The sequence below is a fragment of the Jiangella gansuensis DSM 44835 genome (genome assembly GCF_000515395.1).
GTDB lineage: Bacteria > Actinomycetota > Actinomycetes > Jiangellales > Jiangellaceae > Jiangella > Jiangella gansuensis.
Map to the genome: position 1 here is coordinate 4,970,918 of NZ_KI911782.1, position 16,960 is coordinate 4,987,877.

Below are 16,960 nucleotides of genomic sequence, written 5' to 3' on the forward strand. Positions count from 1 at the left end.
GCGCTGTCGGCCGCGTCGTCGCGCTTCTCGCTGTCACTCACCGCAGCAGGCCCTTCATCTCGTGCGTGGCCGGAGCGGCGAGCGCCTGCTGCTCGGCCTCGGCGTCGGCCGCGACCCGGTGCGCACCGAGCTTGGTGTGCTGGATCTGCTCGTGCAGCTTGAGGATGGCGTCGATGAGCATCTCCGGCCGCGGCGGGCAGCCGGGCAGGTAAACGTCGACGGGGACGACGTGGTCGACGCCCTGCACGATGGCGTAGTTGTTGAACATGCCGCCGGAGCTGGCGCACACGCCCATCGACAGCACCCACTTCGGGTTGGCCATCTGGTCGTAGATCTGGCGCAGCACCGGTGCCATCTTCTGGCTGACCCGGCCGGCCACGATCATCAGGTCGGCCTGCCGCGGCGAGGCACGGAACACCTCCATGCCGAACCGGGCGGAGTCGTGCCGGGGACCGCCGAACGCCATCATCTCGATGGCGCAGCAGGCCAGCCCGAACGTCGCCGGCCAGACCGAGCCCTTGCGCAGGTACCCGATCAGGTTCTCCATCGTGCTCAGCAGCACGCCGGACGGAAGCTTCTCTTCAACACCCATGATTCGCCTCTGCTAGTCCCAGTCCAGCCCGCCGCGCCGCCACTCGTAGATGAACGGCACGGTGATCAGGAAGATGAAGGTGAGCATCGTGAAGAAGCCCCAGACACCGAGGTAGTCGAACCGCACCGCCCACGGGTACAGGAAGATGATCTCGATGTCGAAGATGATGAAAGTCATCGCGGTCAGGTAGTACTTGACCGGGAACCGGCCGCCGCCGACGGGCTGCGGCGTGGGCTGGATGCCGCACTCGTAGGAGTCCAGCCGGGCCCGGTTGAACCGCTTCGGGCCGGCGACCACCGAGAAGGCGACCGAACCGACCGCGAAGACCGCCGCGATCGCGATCAGGCCGAGGACCGGGACGTAGGAGTTCATGCGTCACCCCTTCCTCGCGCTGCGCCGTGCTCGGTCACGCTCGCCTCCCTCGTCGTCGTGCAGGTCATCGTGCGGCTCGGCGTCATGCGGCCGGGGCCAGTCGGGTCAGGGCGTTGATGACGCGGTCGTAGGCGTCACCATCGCGGTGGTCGGTCAGGTTGGCCAGCAGCTTCAGCGTGAACTTCATCAGCCGCGGCCGGGGCAGGCCGTGGTTCCGGGCGATTCTCATGATCCGCGGATCACCGATCAATCTGACGAAGATGCGGCCGAGGGTGAAGTAGCCACCGTGTTCATGCTTCAGCGCGGCAGGATAGCTCTGCAGCGCCCGCTCCCGCCCGGCGGCATCCCGGGACAGCGCATCGGCGATGACGGTGGCAGCCAGGTTGGCGGCCTCCATCGCGTAGTCGATGCCTTCGCCGTTGAAGGGATTGACCATCCCGCCGGCGTCGCCGACCAGGAGCAGGCCCCGACTGTAGTGGGGCTGCCGGTTGAATCCCATCGGCAACGCCGCGCTGCGGATGTCACCGACCTGGTTCTCCTCGGTGAAGCCCCACTCCGGCGGCGTCTGCGCCGCCCAGCGGCGCAGCATGTCCTTGTAGTCGACGCGCCCGAACGCCTTGGAGGTGTTGGTGATGCCGAGGCCGACGTTGCTGGTGCCGTTGCCGGCGCCGAAGATCCAGCCGTAGCCGGGGAGCAGATCCCGGCCACCGTTCGGGTTGTCGGCCCACAGCTCCAGCCACGACTCCATCCAGTCGTCGTCGTGCCGCGGCGTCTTGTAGTAGGTGCGGACGGCGACGGCCATCGGCCGGTCGTCGCGCTTGTGAATGCCCATGGCGGTGGAGATCCGCGACGACGTTCCGTCCGCGGCCACCACCAGCGGCGCGCGGTACGTGACGGCCTCGCCGGCCGCGCGGCCGCGCTCGTCCAGCGGCTTCGCGACGACACCGATGATGTCGCCGGTGCGCTCGTCGAGCACCGGGCCGGTGACGTTGGTGCGCTCGTGCAGGCGGGCCCCGGCGCCGGCGGCATGCCGGGCCAGCAGTTCGTCGAAGTCGGTGCGGGTGCGCACCAGCCCGTAGTCCGGGTAGCTGGCCAGCTCCGGCCACGGCAGGTGCAGGCGCATGCCGCCGCCGATGATGCGCAGGCCCCTGTTGCGGATCCAGCCAGGCGCACTGGTGTCGATGCCCATGCGGACCAGCTGCCGAACCGCCCGGGGGGTCAGGCCGTCGCCACACACCTTGTCGCGCGGGAAGGACGCCTTCTCCAGCAACAGGACGTCGAGACCGGCGCGGGCGAGGTAGTAAGCCGTGGTGGAACCGGCCGGCCCGGCGCCGACGACGATGACGTCGGCCTCGCCGGCGGTCCGGCTCGGGGCGCCCGGTCGCACGCGACCACTGCGCTGGCTCATCGAAGGATCCTCGGTTACGTCGTGCGTCCTGTCCGATTCACGGTGCGCGGCTCGTGAATTCGTTCACGAGCGCACACTCGACCCAAGTGTAGGGGTTGTCCCCTACGGGTTTCGACCGGGGTCACCCGGCCTGACCTGCAGATTTATGCATCACTAGCGTTGCGTAATTCGACAGCTCATCTCTCGCGCGAAACGGCCTGCGCACCGGGTGCCGCTACACCCCGCCAGGTCAGAGCGCCCACCCCGTTCCCATTCGCCGGCGCGGCGTCGGCGGTACTCATCGCGGCGCCGCAGGGTGTCGCGGATGTCCACCTGATCGTCGATGTGTCACCTGATCGGTTGCGTGCCGACGATCAGGTGACGACCGCACCTGGCGGCCGCGGTATTCGTCGCCTGATCGTCGCCAGCATGTGGACACGAAACGATCAAGTGACCTCGGCACGGCAGTTCGGCGCGATCGGTCAGCTGATCGTTCCGCCCGCGGCCCGGTCAGCCGTTCCCGCGGCCTCTCAGTGCAGGTCGAGGACGGTCTCGCCGGCCAGGTCCCAGGTGAGGTAGCTGGTGTCCGCGGTGTCGTCGAGGTACACGTCGAGGATGAAACCGGCGGTCTCCACGAGCTCGCCGTCGACCACGTCGAACGTGCTCCGGTGCCGGAGCACCACGAAGTCCACGTCGGCGCCCGGCGCCTCGGCCGCGGCAGGTGAGCCCTCGATGACGCGCCACAGCGCGTCCGCGGTCAGCGCCGGCAACGGCAGGAAGACGTCCTCGTCCACTTCGGTGTCGCCCAGGGCGCGTACCGGCTCCGGTGTCATCATCCGGCCAGCGACGTAGTCGAACTCGTCGATGGCGCGGACCTCGGTGGCCGCACGCACCTGGAACTCGGCGCTGTCGTTTCGGAGGTACATCTGGTGCAGATGCGTGACACCACCCGCGGCCAGGGTGTCAATCATCTGCTGGAGATTCTCGGCGTCGAACAGCTCTACCTGCTCGGTGGCGATCGGCGGTAGGTCGGCGGGGTCCACCGGCGCCGGCGCCTCCTCCACCACCGGCTGCGCGAGGTCGTCGGCTCCGGATCCGTCGCCGGCGTTCAGGATTCCGGCCAGGACGAAGCCGGCGATCGCCATGAGACCGACCAGCCCGCCGGCGACGACCCCAGACGTGCGCTGCGGCGAGCGCCGCGCACCAGCCGGCCCGGCATGTGCACCGGGCGGCGCGGCGGGTGGCGCCGGGGCGGGCATGTCCTCGACCAGGGCGTCCAGATCGGCGATGCTCGTCGCCTTGTACACCTGCGCGGTGCGCGACTCCATGTCGGTGGCGTCGATCCGGCCCTCGGCGAACGCCTGCGAGACGGCGGTGGCGTAGCGCTCGCGGTCGGCGTCGGACGGCCGCCACTTGCGGTCCGGGCGGCTCACTCGTCGCTCCCGTCGTCGAGCAGGTGCTGGCCGGTGCCGTCCCACACCAGCATCGGGCCGGAGCCGTACGCGTCGCCCTCGACGTACGCCCGGATGACGACGATGCCGTGCACGCTGTCTCGGTCGATGATCACGTGCGAGACGCCTCGCCCGGCGAGGCCGGCCACGTCGTCGGCCTGCTCCGCGATCGACGCCACCACGGCGGGGTCGAACTCCTCGATGGTGAAGAACGAACCGAGGTCGTCGCCGGACACCTCGCCGTACGGCTCACTCTCGCCGAGTCCGCCGCCGTCGTAGGTGTACCTGTCGTACTGCGGCGCGTTCGGCGCGACCTGGGTGTAGGCATCGGCGCGGTCGGCGAAGACGGTGATGCTCTCGTAGGCTGTCGCGCCCTGCTTCTGGAGCCGGCCCATCAGCGATTCCAGCGCGCCGGGGGCGAACATGTTCACCGTCGCGTCATCGGCCGGGACCGCGGCGTCGTCCGAGGCGCTCCGCCCGCTGTCGCCACCCGCCAGCAGCACGGCGGCGCCGAGCAGACCGACAACCAGGACGACGACGCCCACGACGATCAGTGCCGCCGGCGACCGCCCGTTGCGGCCGCTCGGCGCGCCTGGAAGGTCGTCGACGACGGCGTCCAGCTCGCCCATGGACTGCGCGTAGCGGACCGTGAAGAAGCGCCGGGAGAGCTCGGCGTCGTCGATGCGGCCCTCGGCCCGGGCGGCTTCGAGCACCCGGGTGAAGCGCTCCCGGTCGGCGTCGCCGGGTCGCCGGCCCTGGTGTCCCCCCATGGCGTCGGATCGTAGCGAGCCGTCAGGGCCGCACCGCGTGGTGCAGTGCCACGACGCCGCCGCTGAGGTCGCGCCAGCGCACCTGGGACCAGCCGGCGCGGTGCATCCGGGCGGCCAGGCCGCGCTGGTCGGGCCAGTCCCGGATGGACTCGGCGAGGTAGACATAGGCGTCCGGGCTGCTCGACACCCGCCGGGCCACCGCCGGCAGCGCCCGCATCAGGTATTCGACGTAGACGGTGCGGAACGGCGCCCACGTCGGGTGGCTGAACTCGCAGACGACGACGCGGCCCCCGGGCCGGGTGACCCGCAGCATCTCGCCCAGCGCCGTCTCGGTGTCGTGGACGTTGCGCAGCCCGAACGACATGGTGACGGCGTCGAAGGCATCGTCGGCGAACGGAAGCCGGGTTGCGTCGCCGGCCACGAACGGCAGCGCCGGATGGGTGCGCTTACCGGTCCGCAGCATGCCCAGCGAGAAGTCGCACGGGACGACGTGGGCGCCACGGTCGCGGAACGGAGCGCTGGAGGTGCCCGTGCCGGCGGCGAGATCGAGCACCCGTTCGCCCGGCTTCGCGCCGATGGCACGGACCACCTCCCGGCGCCAGGCGCGGTCCTGCCCCAGCGAGAGGACGTCGTTGGTCAGGTCGTAGCGCTCGGCGACGTCGTCGAACATCGCCGCGACCTCGTGCGGCTGCTTGTCCAGGGAGGCGCGGGTCACAACCGACAACTGTAGACCGCGCGGCGACGGGTTGGCGCGTGCGGCCGTACGCTTGGTGTTCGTGACGACACTCCCCGCCGCCGCACCGATGGTCGTGCGCACCATCGAGGTCGGCGATCCCGGGCCGTTGCTGAAGCTGCTGCCTGAAGACGGCGCACCCATGGCCTGGATCCGGCGCGGCGAGGGCGTCGTCGGCTGGGGCGAGGCGGCCCGCTTCGACACCGTCGGGGCCAACCGGTTCGGTGCCGCCGACCGCTGGTGGCGGCGCATGGTCGCCACCGCGGTGGTCCGCGACGAGGTACGGCTTCCCGGCACCGGCCCGGTGGCGTTCGGCTCGTTCGCCTTCGAGGACGTGCCGGGTGAGTCGTCGCTGGTGCTGCCGGAGATGGTCGTCGGGCACCGCGCCGGGCGCTGGTGGGTGACCACCGTGAGCGTGTCGGGCAACCTGCCCGGCCTGCCCGACCTGCCCGCGGTGAGCGCGCCCCGGCGCCCCCACGACATCACCTACTCCGACGGCACACGCAGCGGTGCGGAGTGGGAGACCATCGTCGCCGAGGCGGTGCGGCGCATCACCGCCGGGGACCTGGAGAAGGTCGTGCTGGCCCGCGACCTGATCGCCGAAGGCGCGGATCCGATCGACCGGCGCTGGCCGGTCCAGCGGCTGGCCGAGCGCTACCCGCGCTGCTGGACGTTCAGCGTCGACGGCCTCATCGGCGCCACGCCGGAGTTGCTGGTGCGGCGCGAACGCGGCCTGGTCACGTCGCGCATCCTGGCCGGCACCATCCGCCGGACCGGCGACGACGCCCGCGACCTCGCCCTGGCGGCGTCGCTGGCCCGCTCCAGCAAGGACCTCGAGGAGCACGAATACGCCGTCCGCTCCGTCGCCGAGGCGCTGACGCCGTTCTGTTCCAGCATGAACGTGCCGGAGACGCCGTTCGTGCTGCACCTGCCCAATGTCATGCACCTGGCCACCGACCTGGCCGGCGTCACCGACGACGCCGCCTCGTCGCTGGCACTGGCGGCCGCACTGCACCCGTCGGCCGCCGTCGGCGGCACCCCCACCGACGCCGCCCGGGAACTCATCCGCGAGATCGAAGGGCTGGACCGGGCGCGTTACGCGGGCCCGGTCGGCTGGATGGACGGCGAGGGCGACGGCGAGTGGGGCATCGCCCTGCGCTGCGCGGAGCTCGACCCCCACAACCCCGCCCGGCTGCGGCTGTTCGCCGGCTGCGGCATCGTCGCCGGCTCGGACCCCGCCGCCGAGCTGGCCGAGAGCGCCGCGAAACTCGTCCCCATGCGCGACGCCCTGTCCGTCTGAACCCGGCAGCCGCGGGCGGGAGGTGCTACTTGCGCTACGCTTGGAGCAGGGCGGCCTGGAGGTGCTCATGACGCGAACGATCAGCCACCGCGAACTCCGAAACCTGAGCGGCGAGGTGCTCCGGGAGGTCAAAGCGGGCGAAGTGATCGAGGTGACCAATCGGGGTGAGCCCGTGGCCGTGCTGATGCCGGTGTCTGGATCCGCTTACGAGCGTCTTGTCGCGGCCGGAAAGGTCAGGCTCGCGGAGCAGGGTCGTTCCGTGGACCTCACGCAGCTGCCGCGGCGGCGCAGCAGCGAATCGACCGCGGACATCATCGCCGACCTGCGCGGCGATCGGTGATCATCTACGTCGACACGTCGGCGGCGATGAAGCTGGTCGTGGAGGAAGACGAATCCGCGGCTGCGGCGCGCCACCTCGAAACTCAACGACACGACAACACGCTGGTGTCGTCCCTGCTCCTGCACGTCGAGCTCCATCGGGCCGCATCGCGCCGGCCCGAGCAGGTCCCTCGTGACGTTGTCGCGGACGTGCTGTCCACGATCGACCTGGTCGACATCGAACGCAGCGATCTGCTGACAGCGGCTGCCCTTCCCGGTGGGCTGCGATCAGGCGATGCGATTCATCTCGCTGCCGCGCTCCGCCTCGGAGCCGACCGCGTCGTCGCCTACGACAAGGAACTCCTCTCCGCCGCGTCAGCGGCCGGTTTGTCCGTCACCAGTCCGGTCTGAACCCCCGGCGGGCGGCCACGGACCGGGTCAGGACAGCGCGGCGTCGACGGCGGCTCGGATGCGTGCGTGCAGGTCGCGCAGGGCGGCCCGGTCGACCGGCACTTCGACGACGCTGCGTCCGGCCGGCGGCGAGGCCAGCGCGGCGCGCAGCGAGTCCAGGTCGCTCGCCCGGCGGTGCGGCACGCCGTAGCCGGCACACAACGCCGCCAGGTCGGCGCCGTGCGGGGTGCCGAAGACGCGCTCGAAGCGGGCCGCGTGGGCGGGTTCGCCGTGTTCGAGCAGGGCGAAGATGCCGCCGCCGTCGTCGTTGACGACGACGACCTGCAGGTCGGGCTGTTCCTCCAGCGGGCCGAGGAGGAGGCCGCCGGCGTCGTGCAGGAAGGTGAGGTCGCCGACGAGCGCGCGGGTGGGGCGCCCGGTGGCCAGGGCGACTCCGGTGGCTGTCGAGAGCGTGCCGTCGATGCCGGCGAGCCCCCGGTTGGCCAGCACGGACCCGTCGTCGGCGCCGGCCGGGGACGGCGCGGCGGCGAGGTCGAGGTCGCGGACCGGGTTGGACGAGCCCGTCATCAGGTACTCCCCCGGCTGCCGTGCCGCCCAGACCGCTGCCGCCACGGCCGGGCCGGTGAGCGGACCGGCGGCGGCGACGTCGTCGACGGCCTGTTGGGCGGCCTTGCCGGCCTGCTGCCAGGCGGACAGCCAGTCGCCGTGCCGGCTGGGGCCGCCGGCGTGCACGGACGATACGACGCGGGCGGCGCGGCGGCCGGCGTCGGGCCATTCGGGGCCGCGGCCGGCCACCACCACGATCTCGACGTCGCTTCGTGCCAGCAGCGCGCTGACCGGCCGGGACAGGGTCGGGTGGCCGAACACCACAGCCCGTTCGATGCGGCCGCCGAGGTCCGGGCGCGGCACCAGCAGCCGGTACGGGCCGATGGCGCAGGCACCGGCCCGGGCACCCGACGACGGTTCGGCCAGCATGGGGTGGCCGGCGGCCTCGGCGAACTCGCGGGCCGCGGCTCCGGCGCGATCGCCGGCGACGACGACGGTGCGGGGCCCGTCGTCCAGCAGCACCGGCTCCACGGCGGCCAGCGGGTCGACGCGGACCGCTCCCGTGACCTCGACCGGGGACTCGCTGCCGCTGTCGGCGCCGGAGTCCAGGTCGGGGACGAGCGGCTCGCGGAAGGCGAGGTTCAGGTGCGCCGGCCCGGGGTCGCCGGAGCGGACGCCGTCGGCGGCGGCCAGCGCGCGGGCTACCAGGTTGCGCAGGTCGGCTGCCTCGCCGGGCCGCCCGAACGGCGCCGGGACATCGGCGAAGAACCGCACCGCGGTCCCGAAGATCCGCACCTGGTCGGTGGTCTGGTTGGCGCCGGTGCCGCGGACCTCGTGCGGACGGTCGGCGGTGAGCAGCAGCAGGGGAACCCCGCCGTGCGCGGCTTCGAGGACCGCCGGGTGCAGGCTGGCCACCGCGGTGCCGGACGTGGTGACCACCGCGACCGGGCCGCTCCCCCGGGCCAGTCCGAGCGCTGTGAAGGCGGCTACCCGCTCATCGATGCGCACGTGCAGCCGCAGTTCGCCGCGGCCGGCGGCGTCGGCGAGAGCATGCGCCAGCGGTGCGCTGCGGGAGCCGGGCGCCAGCACCGAATGGCGGACGCCCCGGCGGACCAACTCGGCCACCAGTGCCCGGGCCGCCGCGGTCGAAGGGTTCACGCCGTCGATTCTGCCCTGTGCACCCGGCGGACTCGTCGTCTGGCCGCGGCCGTCACGTGGCCGGCGTCTCCTCGTCGGCCACTCGGCGCAGCCAGGTGAAACCGGTGTTGCTGCCCTGGCACGTCTGCAGGATGACGTCGCAGGAGTCGCCGCAGGTCCAGTCGGACGCCGGGCCGAGCGCGGCGCCGCGGCCCTGGCCGATGACGCGGTCGACCACCTCGTACAGCCCGGCGAACTCGCCCTCCAGCTCGACGTAGGTGTTCACCGGCAGGGAGTTCCACCACGCGTTGCCCAGGTAGTCGTGTGCGACGACGAAGTTGCCGGACGACACCGGCGTGTAGTGGCAGCCGACGCCGTTGGCGAGGTTGTCGATGTCGACGGAGTCGTCGCACTGCTCGACCGGGATGGTGCGGACATCGTCGCCGAGTGCCAGGGCCTCGTCGCTGATCACCGCGCCGAAGCGGCTGCCGCCGGCGTAGCTGAAGCGGAACCGTGCGGTCTCCTCCGCGTCGGCCTGGGCGACCGCGGTGCCCTCGGCGCCGGTGACGGCGTTGGTCAGCGACGCCCAGTCGTCGCCGTCAGCCTGCTGCAACTCCAGCCCGCCCACGATCGGCACACCGCCCTCAGTGGTCCATGCCGCCGTGACGGAGACCTCGCCGTCTTCGCCGGCCTCGGCGGTGGCGGTGATGCGCGAAGGCATCGGCGCACCCGCGGTGACGACGACCTCGCCGGACGTCACCGCGTCGAGCTCCGGGCCCCCGCCGTATGCGAGGCGGTAGACACCCGACGCCGGGACCTGCACGTCGACGTTGCCGGCGCCGCTGTCGACCGGCACGGACGTCACAGTCGCCCAGGAGTTGCCCTCGATGCGCTGTAGGTCGACCTCGCCGCTGACCGGGTCGCCGTCGGAGGTGGTCCACGTGACACCGAAGCGCACCGAGCTGTTCGGGCGGACCTCGGCCGGAGCGGTCAGGGTCAACGGGCCGGCCGGCGGGTCGGCATCGGGCTCGGCGGCGATGGGGCCGGCCACCTGTTCCTCGGCAGGCGAGGCGGCGACCTGGACGACCGCGTCCTCGGCACCGCCGGAGCCGTCCGTCGACGCGTCGTCGCCACCATTGGTGGCTCCGACGATGGCGAACACGGCGGCACCGGCAAGTGCCACCACGCCGGCTCCGGCAGTCACGCGGTACTTCATGCCTCTATCTTCCATGATCACAGACGTTCGCCGGCGACGGCCCCGCGGACTCATGTCCGATCAGACGGCTGACGCCTGCTGTTCGTTCCACCCTTGTGGCGGATGCGGGTAGCCCATGGACGACGAGATCTCCCGGGCGGCCTCCATCAGCGGCCCGGTGGCGGCCTCCATGAGGTTCTCGTTGAACCGCGTGGACGGCCCGGAGACGCTGAGCACCGCCATCTCCGACAGCGACACCCGGATCGGTGCGGCGACGGTGTGAACGCCGCGCATGGTCTCTTCGAACGCCCACTCGTAGCCCTGCTCGTGGATCCGCTCCAGCCGCGCCAGCAGGCCGTTCAGCGTCGGCGGGTCGACGTGGGTGAACGCCGCCTCACCCACGTCCGCCGCGAACCTGATGACCTCGTCGCGGGTCAGGCCGGCCAGCAGGATACGGCCGGACGCGCCCGCCCAGAGCGGATACGGCCGGCCGAGCTCGGCTTTCACCTTGAGCCCGGACCGGGCCTCGAGCTGTTCGACGTAGATGCGGGCTGACCCCGCGCGTACCGCCAGCGCGATGGTCTCGTCGAGTTCATCGCGCAGCCGGGCCATGTACGGCATGGCCTGCGCCCGCACGTCGATGCGCTCGCGGTAGGCCATGCCGAGGGTCAGCGTGCGCGGGCCGAGGCCGTAGCGGCGGGTGGCCTGGTCCTGCCGCACCAGGCCGCTGTCCTCGAGGGACTGCAGCAGGCGCTGCGCGGTGCTCTTCGGCACGTCGGTGAGCACGCTGATCTCGCGGGCGCTCATGTCGCGGCCGGCGTCCGCGAGGGCGGACAGGACGTCCGCCGCCTTACGGACCGACTCGTTCACGCGACCCCCTCCCCACCAGGTGTGTCGAGTATCCCATCGCGTCCGCGGGTGCGGCCGTCGCCGGTCACTTCCCCGCTCCGAGGGTGATGCCCTCGACGATCCGGCGGCCCAGCCACACGTAGAGCGCGAGCATGGGCAGCACGAGGATGCACACCCCGGCGAACAGGCCGCCGTAGTCGGCACCGGAGAACTGCATGCTCGACAGGAAGTTCAGCACCGCCAGCGACAGCGTGTAGTTGTCCACGCTCTGCAGGAAGACGATGCCCAGCAGGGTCTCGTTCCACATCGAGATGGCGTTCAGGATCAGCACCGTCACCATGCCCGAACGCGCCAGCGGAAGCATCACCTGGACGAAGGACCGCAGCGCGGACGCGCCGTCGATGGCCGCAGCTTCCTCGATCTCACCCGGCAGCGACCGCATGAAGCCGGTCAGCAGGAAGACCGTGAACGGCACGTGGGTGGCGGTGTACAGGATGAACAACCCGAACAGGCTGTTGACGAGGCCGACCCTGGACAGCATCTCGAACAGCGGGATGACGGTGACCTGCGCGGGGATGCCCAGCCCGAGCGCGAAGAACAGGCTCAGCGGACCCGCCGAGCGGTGCCGGACCCGGCTGAGGACGTAGGCGGCCGGCGCCGACACGACCAGCGTGCTGATCGACCCCGCCACCGCCAGCACGACGGTGTTCACGGTCGCCCGGGCGAACCCGCTCTCGTTCCAGGCGTTGGACCAGTTCTCCAGGTGCAGCGCGGTCGGGATCCCCCAGGGGGCGGAGAAGATGTCCGGCGTCGTCTTGACCGACGACACGATCAGGAACAGGAAGATCAGGATGTTGAACGCGACGAAGCCCCACACCAGAACCCTGCCGGCGGCGCGGCCGGGCTCGGGCCGCGCGGTCCGGCGGCGCGGAGCCGGCTCGGGGGCGGCGCCGCGATCCCTCGTGAGCACGCTGGTCTCAGAACTCAATGGGATCCCTCCGCATCATGCGCCGGAGGCCGACGACGAGGAACGCGAACAGCACCAGCATGAGAATCGCGGACGCCGAGGCGTAGCCGAACAGGTATGACGGGCTGCGGCCGCCGAACGACTCGCCGTACACGAACAGCGCGGAGTTCCAGACGCCGGGCGGCGGCAGGTCATTGGTGGTCCCGCCGAAGGCGTAGATGAACTCGAAGATCTTGAGCGAGCTGATGGTCCAGTAGATGGCCGCCACCGAGATGACGTCCCAGGACAGCGGCAGCGTGACGTAGCGCAGCCGCTGCACGGCACTCGCCCCGGCCAGGAGGGCGTCGTCGTAGAAGTACGGCGGGATGCGGTCGACGCCGGCCATGATGATGGTGACGTACAGGCCGGTCGAGAGCCAGACCGTGCCGACGAGAATCATGATGAAGAGGTTGTCGGCGTTCAGCCACGGGATCGGCTCGGTGCCGAAGAGCCGGTCCAGGATCGTGTTGACGGCGCCGTTGTGCTGGAAGATGAAGCCCCACACGATCGACAGCACGATGGCCGACACGATGTGCGGGAAGAACAGCACGGACCGGACGAAGGACTTCCACCGCATCTCCCGCACCACCATGGTGAGCGCGAAGCTGATGACGAAGATCGCCAGCCCGGCCACGACCAGGATCACCAGCGTGTTCACCAGGGCGGTGCGGAATGTCGAGTCCTTCAGCAGCGCCGTGTAGTTGTCCAGGCCCGTCCACTCCATCGGGGACACGCCGTCCCAGCGGTGGAAGCTGATCCACAGCGCCGCCACCGTCGGCCCGATGACGAACGCCAGGTGCAGCAGCAGTGCGGGGATGACGAACGGGAGGTACAGCCGCCGGCGGGCGCGCTCGAAGGCGGACATCCCGCCGGCGCCGTCATGCCGGCGGGTGTCCGTCCCGTTCCGGAATGCCAGGGCCATCAGCCCTGGTTCTCCCAGTAGTCGCGCTGCTGGGCGGCGATCTGCTCGATGAACTCGTCCACCGACACCCGGCCGGTCATGAGCTCGAGGTTCAGCGGCTGAAAGATCTTGGTGTCGAAGTCGGAGTGGTCGCCGAGCACACCGTCGGTGATCTTGCTGAGGCTCTTGCTCTGCAGCAGCTCGTTGACGTCGGCCAGCTGCGGCGGTACGTCGATGTCCGCCCGCGGGGTGAGGTTCGCGGCATCGGTGGAGATCGGGGAGAGCCGGTCCTTGTTGAGGAAGTAGGCGATGAACTCGGAGGCGGCGTCGGCGCCGTCTGCCGGGCCGGGGATCGCGAATCCGATGACACTGGCCGGCAGGGAGTCGTCGCTGCCCAGCGTCGGGAAGTTGAACGACCGGTACTCGAACTCCGGCGCCGCGAACTCGCCGGTCTCCGTGGGTGCCCAGCTGCCCATGTAGAGGAAGTCGGCGTCACCCTGGGCCCACTGCGTCTGGACGGCGGGGAACTTGCTGCTGTCGTAGCCGGGGATGAAGTGCGCCCCCGCGGCCAGCTGCTCGATGGCTGTGAGCGCCTCACGTACCTCGGGGGTGTCCCAGCCGGCGGCCTCCTCGTCCGACACCAGTTCGTTGAATCCGCCCGGGCCGAGCGCGCGGACCAGGGCCGTGGACGTCCAGTACTCCGCGTATCCGGCGATGTCGGCGTCCAGGGCGATGCCGCTGCGTCCGGCGGCCTTGGCGTCGGCCAGCAACGCCGTGAAGTCGTCCCAGGTGGCCGGCGGGTTCGCCGCGACGTCCGGCAGCGCCGTCGCGTCGTACCAGACCGTGTAGCCGATCACCTCGTACGGCACCAGGAAGCGTTCGCCGTCGTCGGCGGTGGTGAACATGTCGTACTTGTCGGTGAGCGCGTCGGCGACGGTGAGGTCCTCGCCGGGGATCTCCATGTCGTAGACGTCGCCGAGCGGCGTGAACTGGTCGTTGCCGACGATGGCGTTGCTGATCGTGAAGTACTGCTGGTCGATGAGGTCGGGCACGTCGCCGCCGCGCAGGGCCGCCAGCAGCTTGGTGATGTTGTCGCGGCCCTGCCACTCGACGTTCACGGTGATGCCGGTGTCCTGCTCGAACGCCTCGATGGCCTGTGCGATCACCTGGGCCTGCGGCTCCTTCTCCTGCCACATCGACCAGTAGGTCAGCTCGTCCGAGGAACCGGCCGCCGAATCATCGGAGCCGCAGGCAGCCGTGGCCGTGACCAACATCAGCGCGAACGCGAGCGCAACCCGGCCCTCGCGGCGGACTCGGTATCGCATCGGCACGAGATTCCCTTCGTCGTGTCCTGAAGAGCGGGACAGTAGACCATTTTGTTGTCTGATCGGCACGCTAGGGGCTGCGGCAGAACACTGTCAACAGCGTCTTTCTGGAGTTTTCGGCCTGTTCACCCCGATGCCACAACGTTGACGACAGCTGTCGTAACGCTAAAGTGGTTCGCTGTCCTGACAAGTGGGACGGCCAGGGATCAGAACGGATCGAGGTCGCTCGTGAACCACACCGCACCACCCGCGCCACCCGCTCCAGCGCCCGGCGACCTCGCCGGCCACACGGTGCTCGTCACCGGCGGGACCGGTCCGGCCATCGCCTCCGGCCTGTGCCAGGCCCTGCACGCGGCCGGCGCCCAGCTCGTCGTCAACGGCCTGACCGACGACGACGTGCGCGCCACCGTCGCGCGGTATCCCGGAGCCGTCGGGGTGGTCGGCGACGTCTCCCGGCCCGACGACGCCGATCGGCTGATCGCCGAGGCCACCGAGCGATGCGGTCCGCTGACCGGCCTGGTCAACAACGCCGGCATCGGCCTGGCCGAGCCCATGACCGAGGTCACAGACGAGCAGTTCGACCGAGTGGTCGACACCGACTTCCGCGGGGTCTGGCTGACCAGCCGAGCCTTCGCCCGCACGGTCGTGGCCCGCGGCGGCACCGGCGCCATCGTCAACATCTCGTCGGTCCACGCGGCCAAGACCATCGGCCGGTTCGGCGTCTACGCAGCCGCCAAGGCCGGGGTCGAGGGGCTGACCCGCGGCCTGGCCGTCGACCTCGGCCCGGCTGGGGTGCGCTGCAACGCCATCGCCCCCGGCTACGTCCCCGCCGACCGTTCACTCGCACCGCCGGAGCATCCGGTGCACACGACGTCCTGGCGCGACGCCCACACCCGTGGCGAGCAGGCCCTGCACCGGGTCATCGAGCCGATCGACTGCGGGTGGGCGGCCGCGTTCCTGCTCTCCGAACGCAGCCGGTGCATCACCGGCCAGGTGCTCACCGTCGACGCCGGGCTCACCGCGCTGCTCTACAACGGCGACATGACCGCCCGCATCCACGCCGACGGGCAACGGTTCGCCCGAGCCGCCCGGGAGCAGTCCACGGGCGGCACTCCATGACGACGCCCACGCGCATCGAACGCATCCGCGCCACCGAGGTGGTCGTGCCGGCCCGGCCGGGCGCCGTGGACTCGCCGTCCATCGACCGGCCACTGCACAACCTGCCGTGGAAGGGCGCGGCCAGCTGGTCCGTGCAGTTCGACCGGATGCCCAAGGTGATCCTCGAACTGGAGCTACACGACGGAACTGTCGGGCTGGGTGAGCTCTACCGGGGACACGATTGGGACGTCGTCGACGCCGTCGCCGCCGGCCTCGTCGGGCGGGACGTCCGGACGATCAGCCTGCAGGAACCACCGGTCGCACGCACGCACGAGTTCGACGGCTTCGAGATGGCGCTGTGGGACGTCTATGCGCGCTCGGCCGGGCTGCGGGTCGTCGACCTCCTCGGTGGTCCGCTGCGCGACCGGGTAGCGGTCAGCGCCTGGTCGAGCCACCGCGAGGTGGCCGAGATCGGTGACGTGGTCCGCCCGTTCGCCGCGGCCGGCTTCACGAACGTGAAACTGAAGTGCTCGCTCGACGACGACGTCGTGGCGTGGTGCGCGGCCATCGCCGAGCACGCGCCGGGAATGTCCGTGGTGCTCGACCCCAACGGCCGGTTCGAGCGGCTCGCCGACGCCCGTGCCATCGGACTGGCGCTGGCCGAGATCGGCAACGTCGCCTGCCTGGAGGACCCGATCCCGCACTGGGCCGTGGACGACTGGGTCGAGCTGCGCCGTGCGCTGCCGATCCCGCTGGCCCGGCACCTCTCTCTGGCGCACCCGCAGTTCGCCCACCGCGGCAGCGAACTGGTCGCCGTCCTACGCCGGGGCAGCGCGGACATGCTGAACCTCACCGCGGGCCTGAACGACTTCCGCCGTCTCGACCACGTGGCGGACGTGTTCAACCTGACGACCTGGCACGGGTCACAGGTGGATCTCGGCATCGCGGAAGCGGCCTACCTGCACTCCTGCGCCGCGGCCCGCACCTGCGTGGAGCCCAGCGACGTCTTCGGCCGGCTGATCCGCTCGCACGACCTGCTGCGCGAACCGCTGCGCATCGAACCGCCGTACGCGTACCTGCCCGAAGGACCCGGCCTGGGCGTCAGCCTCGACGAGGCGGCGCGGCTGGAGTTCCGCACCGTCGACAAGGAGTACCTGGCCCGATGAGCAGATCCGACCCCCGCCCGCGCAAGGAGCTACCGGCCGGTGCCGGTCAGCACGCCACGGCCGGGCCCTATTCGCCGGTGCTGGTGATCCACACGGACCGGCTCGTGGTCATCTCCGGGCAGGCCGCTATCGCCCCCGACGGGTCGGTGACCGGCCGGGACATCGAGGAGCAGACCCACGCGACCCTGGAGAACTGCCGCCGGCAGCTGGCCACCGCGGGCTGCACGTTCGCCGACGTCGTCAAGGTCACCGGCTACCTGACCGACCTCTCACAATGGCAGCGGTTCAACGCCGTCTACGAGACCTACCTGCCCGAACCGCGTCCAGTACGCACCGTCGTGGGCGCGGCGCTGCTGGACGGACTGCTCGTCGAGGTGGAGATGTGGGCCGTCGCTCCGTGAGG

Annotated in this window: 18 protein-coding genes; 6 read left to right on the forward strand and 12 right to left on the reverse strand. The window is 71.0% G+C overall.

Annotated features, from left to right (window positions below; translation table 11 throughout):
- Positions 1 to 37 precede the first annotated feature (37 nt).
- From JIAGA_RS0123490 to JIAGA_RS0123515, 6 genes are all read right to left on the reverse strand, one after another.
- On the reverse strand, positions 38 to 592 hold the full coding sequence (locus JIAGA_RS0123490; protein ID WP_026877544.1) for a NuoB/complex I 20 kDa subunit family protein: 555 nt from the start codon (positions 590 to 592) through the stop codon (positions 38 to 40).
- A 12-nt stretch (positions 593 to 604) separates the two neighbouring features.
- Positions 605 to 964, reverse strand: coding sequence for an NADH-quinone oxidoreductase subunit A (locus JIAGA_RS0123495; protein ID WP_026877545.1), 360 nt, complete (start codon positions 962 to 964; stop codon positions 605 to 607).
- A gap of 82 nt (positions 965 to 1,046) precedes the next feature.
- A complete protein-coding gene (locus JIAGA_RS0123500) occupies positions 1,047 to 2,372 on the reverse strand; it encodes a geranylgeranyl reductase family protein (RefSeq protein ID WP_035812902.1) in 1,326 nt (441 codons plus the stop codon).
- A 509-nt stretch (positions 2,373 to 2,881) separates the two neighbouring features.
- A complete protein-coding gene (locus JIAGA_RS33460) occupies positions 2,882 to 3,784 on the reverse strand; it encodes a DUF1707 SHOCT-like domain-containing protein (RefSeq protein ID WP_051426438.1) in 903 nt (300 codons plus the stop codon).
- Entirely contained in the window at positions 3,781 to 4,572 is a 792-nt protein-coding gene (locus JIAGA_RS0123510) for a DUF1707 SHOCT-like domain-containing protein (protein WP_026877547.1), read from the reverse strand. Before JIAGA_RS0123510 ends, JIAGA_RS33460 begins: the two co-directional genes overlap by 4 nt.
- 22 nt (positions 4,573 to 4,594) lie before the next feature.
- Entirely contained in the window at positions 4,595 to 5,287 is a 693-nt protein-coding gene (locus JIAGA_RS0123515; protein ID WP_026877548.1) for a demethylmenaquinone methyltransferase, read from the reverse strand.
- Between the two features lie 88 nt (positions 5,288 to 5,375).
- Here JIAGA_RS0123515 and JIAGA_RS0123520 point away from each other — a divergent pair, with 88 nt between their 5' ends.
- The 3 genes from JIAGA_RS0123520 (at position 5,376) to JIAGA_RS0123530 (ending at position 7,334) form a co-directional block, all read left to right on the forward strand.
- Positions 5,376 to 6,605, forward strand: a complete 1,230-nt coding sequence (locus JIAGA_RS0123520) for an isochorismate synthase (protein ID WP_051426439.1) — start codon at positions 5,376 to 5,378, stop codon at positions 6,603 to 6,605.
- 67 nt (positions 6,606 to 6,672) lie between these two features.
- Positions 6,673 to 6,945 carry a type II toxin-antitoxin system Phd/YefM family antitoxin gene (locus tag JIAGA_RS0123525; RefSeq protein WP_026877550.1) on the forward strand — a complete coding sequence of 91 codons (273 nt, stop codon included), beginning with the start codon at positions 6,673 to 6,675 and terminating at the stop codon, positions 6,943 to 6,945.
- Positions 6,942 to 7,334: a type II toxin-antitoxin system VapC family toxin gene (locus JIAGA_RS0123530; protein ID WP_026877551.1), complete on the forward strand. Its 393-nt coding sequence runs from the start codon at positions 6,942 to 6,944 to the stop codon at positions 7,332 to 7,334. Before JIAGA_RS0123525 ends, JIAGA_RS0123530 begins: the two co-directional genes overlap by 4 nt.
- Before the next feature lie 27 nt (positions 7,335 to 7,361).
- On the opposite strand, the gene menD is transcribed toward JIAGA_RS0123530, so the two are convergent.
- From menD to JIAGA_RS31945, 6 genes are all read right to left on the reverse strand, one after another.
- The gene (menD, locus tag JIAGA_RS0123535) at positions 7,362 to 9,038 is read right to left on the reverse strand and encodes a 2-succinyl-5-enolpyruvyl-6-hydroxy-3-cyclohexene-1-carboxylic-acid synthase (RefSeq protein WP_026877552.1); all 1,677 of its coding nucleotides are present in this window, start codon (positions 9,036 to 9,038) and stop codon (positions 7,362 to 7,364) included.
- A 52-nt stretch (positions 9,039 to 9,090) separates the two neighbouring features.
- On the reverse strand, positions 9,091 to 10,233 hold the full coding sequence (locus JIAGA_RS0123540; RefSeq protein WP_026877553.1) for a hypothetical protein: 1,143 nt from the start codon (positions 10,231 to 10,233) through the stop codon (positions 9,091 to 9,093).
- A 60-nt stretch (positions 10,234 to 10,293) separates the two neighbouring features.
- Entirely contained in the window at positions 10,294 to 11,082 is a 789-nt protein-coding gene (locus JIAGA_RS0123545) for an IclR family transcriptional regulator (protein WP_026877554.1), read from the reverse strand.
- 64 nt (positions 11,083 to 11,146) lie between these two features.
- Positions 11,147 to 12,049 carry a carbohydrate ABC transporter permease gene (locus JIAGA_RS0123550; RefSeq protein ID WP_026877555.1) on the reverse strand — a complete coding sequence of 301 codons (903 nt, stop codon included), beginning with the start codon at positions 12,047 to 12,049 and terminating at the stop codon, positions 11,147 to 11,149.
- A complete protein-coding gene (locus JIAGA_RS0123555) occupies positions 12,039 to 12,989 on the reverse strand; it encodes a carbohydrate ABC transporter permease (RefSeq protein WP_035812904.1) in 951 nt (316 codons plus the stop codon). The genes JIAGA_RS0123550 and JIAGA_RS0123555 overlap by 11 nt, the downstream gene beginning before the upstream one ends.
- Positions 12,989 to 14,293, reverse strand: a complete 1,305-nt coding sequence (locus tag JIAGA_RS31945) for an ABC transporter substrate-binding protein (protein WP_051426440.1) — start codon at positions 14,291 to 14,293, stop codon at positions 12,989 to 12,991. Before JIAGA_RS31945 ends, JIAGA_RS0123555 begins: the two co-directional genes overlap by 1 nt.
- Before the next feature lie 228 nt (positions 14,294 to 14,521).
- Between JIAGA_RS31945 and JIAGA_RS31950 the strand changes: the two genes are divergently transcribed.
- The 3 genes from JIAGA_RS31950 to JIAGA_RS0123575 are packed head-to-tail and all read left to right on the forward strand — an operon-like array spanning position 14,522 to position 16,958.
- Entirely contained in the window at positions 14,522 to 15,412 is an 891-nt protein-coding gene (locus JIAGA_RS31950) for an SDR family NAD(P)-dependent oxidoreductase (protein WP_051426441.1), read from the forward strand.
- Positions 15,409 to 16,557 carry a mandelate racemase/muconate lactonizing enzyme family protein gene (locus JIAGA_RS0123570; protein WP_051426442.1) on the forward strand — a complete coding sequence of 383 codons (1,149 nt, stop codon included), beginning with the start codon at positions 15,409 to 15,411 and terminating at the stop codon, positions 16,555 to 16,557. The genes JIAGA_RS31950 and JIAGA_RS0123570 overlap by 4 nt, the downstream gene beginning before the upstream one ends.
- Positions 16,554 to 16,958, forward strand: coding sequence for a RidA family protein (locus JIAGA_RS0123575; protein ID WP_026877558.1), 405 nt, complete (start codon positions 16,554 to 16,556; stop codon positions 16,956 to 16,958). Before JIAGA_RS0123570 ends, JIAGA_RS0123575 begins: the two co-directional genes overlap by 4 nt.
- The last annotated feature ends 2 nt before the right edge of the window (positions 16,959 to 16,960 follow it).

Bases quoted from the DNA above. Each gene is read 5' to 3' on its own strand.
- JIAGA_RS0123490 (WP_026877544.1), bottom strand. From the start codon at position 592: ATGGGTGTTGAAGAGAAGCTTCCGTCCGGCGTGCTGCTGAGCACGATG.
- JIAGA_RS0123495 (WP_026877545.1), bottom strand. From the start codon at position 964: ATGAACTCCTACGTCCCGGTCCTCGGCCTGATCGCGATCGCGGCGGTC.
- JIAGA_RS0123500 (WP_035812902.1), bottom strand. From the start codon at position 2,372: ATGAGCCAGCGCAGTGGTCGCGTGCGACCGGGCGCCCCGAGCCGGACC.
- JIAGA_RS0123510 (WP_026877547.1), bottom strand. From the start codon at position 4,572: ATGGGGGGACACCAGGGCCGGCGACCCGGCGACGCCGACCGGGAGCGC.
- JIAGA_RS0123520 (WP_051426439.1), top strand. From the start codon at position 5,376: ATGGTCGTGCGCACCATCGAGGTCGGCGATCCCGGGCCGTTGCTGAAG.
- JIAGA_RS0123525 (WP_026877550.1), top strand. From the start codon at position 6,673: ATGACGCGAACGATCAGCCACCGCGAACTCCGAAACCTGAGCGGCGAG.
- JIAGA_RS0123540 (WP_026877553.1), bottom strand. From the start codon at position 10,233: ATGAAGTACCGCGTGACTGCCGGAGCCGGCGTGGTGGCACTTGCCGGT.
- JIAGA_RS0123555 (WP_035812904.1), bottom strand. From the start codon at position 12,989: ATGGCCCTGGCATTCCGGAACGGGACGGACACCCGCCGGCATGACGGC.
- JIAGA_RS31945 (WP_051426440.1), bottom strand. From the start codon at position 14,293: ATGCGATACCGAGTCCGCCGCGAGGGCCGGGTTGCGCTCGCGTTCGCG.
- JIAGA_RS0123570 (WP_051426442.1), top strand. From the start codon at position 15,409: ATGACGACGCCCACGCGCATCGAACGCATCCGCGCCACCGAGGTGGTC.
- JIAGA_RS0123575 (WP_026877558.1), top strand. From the start codon at position 16,554: ATGAGCAGATCCGACCCCCGCCCGCGCAAGGAGCTACCGGCCGGTGCC.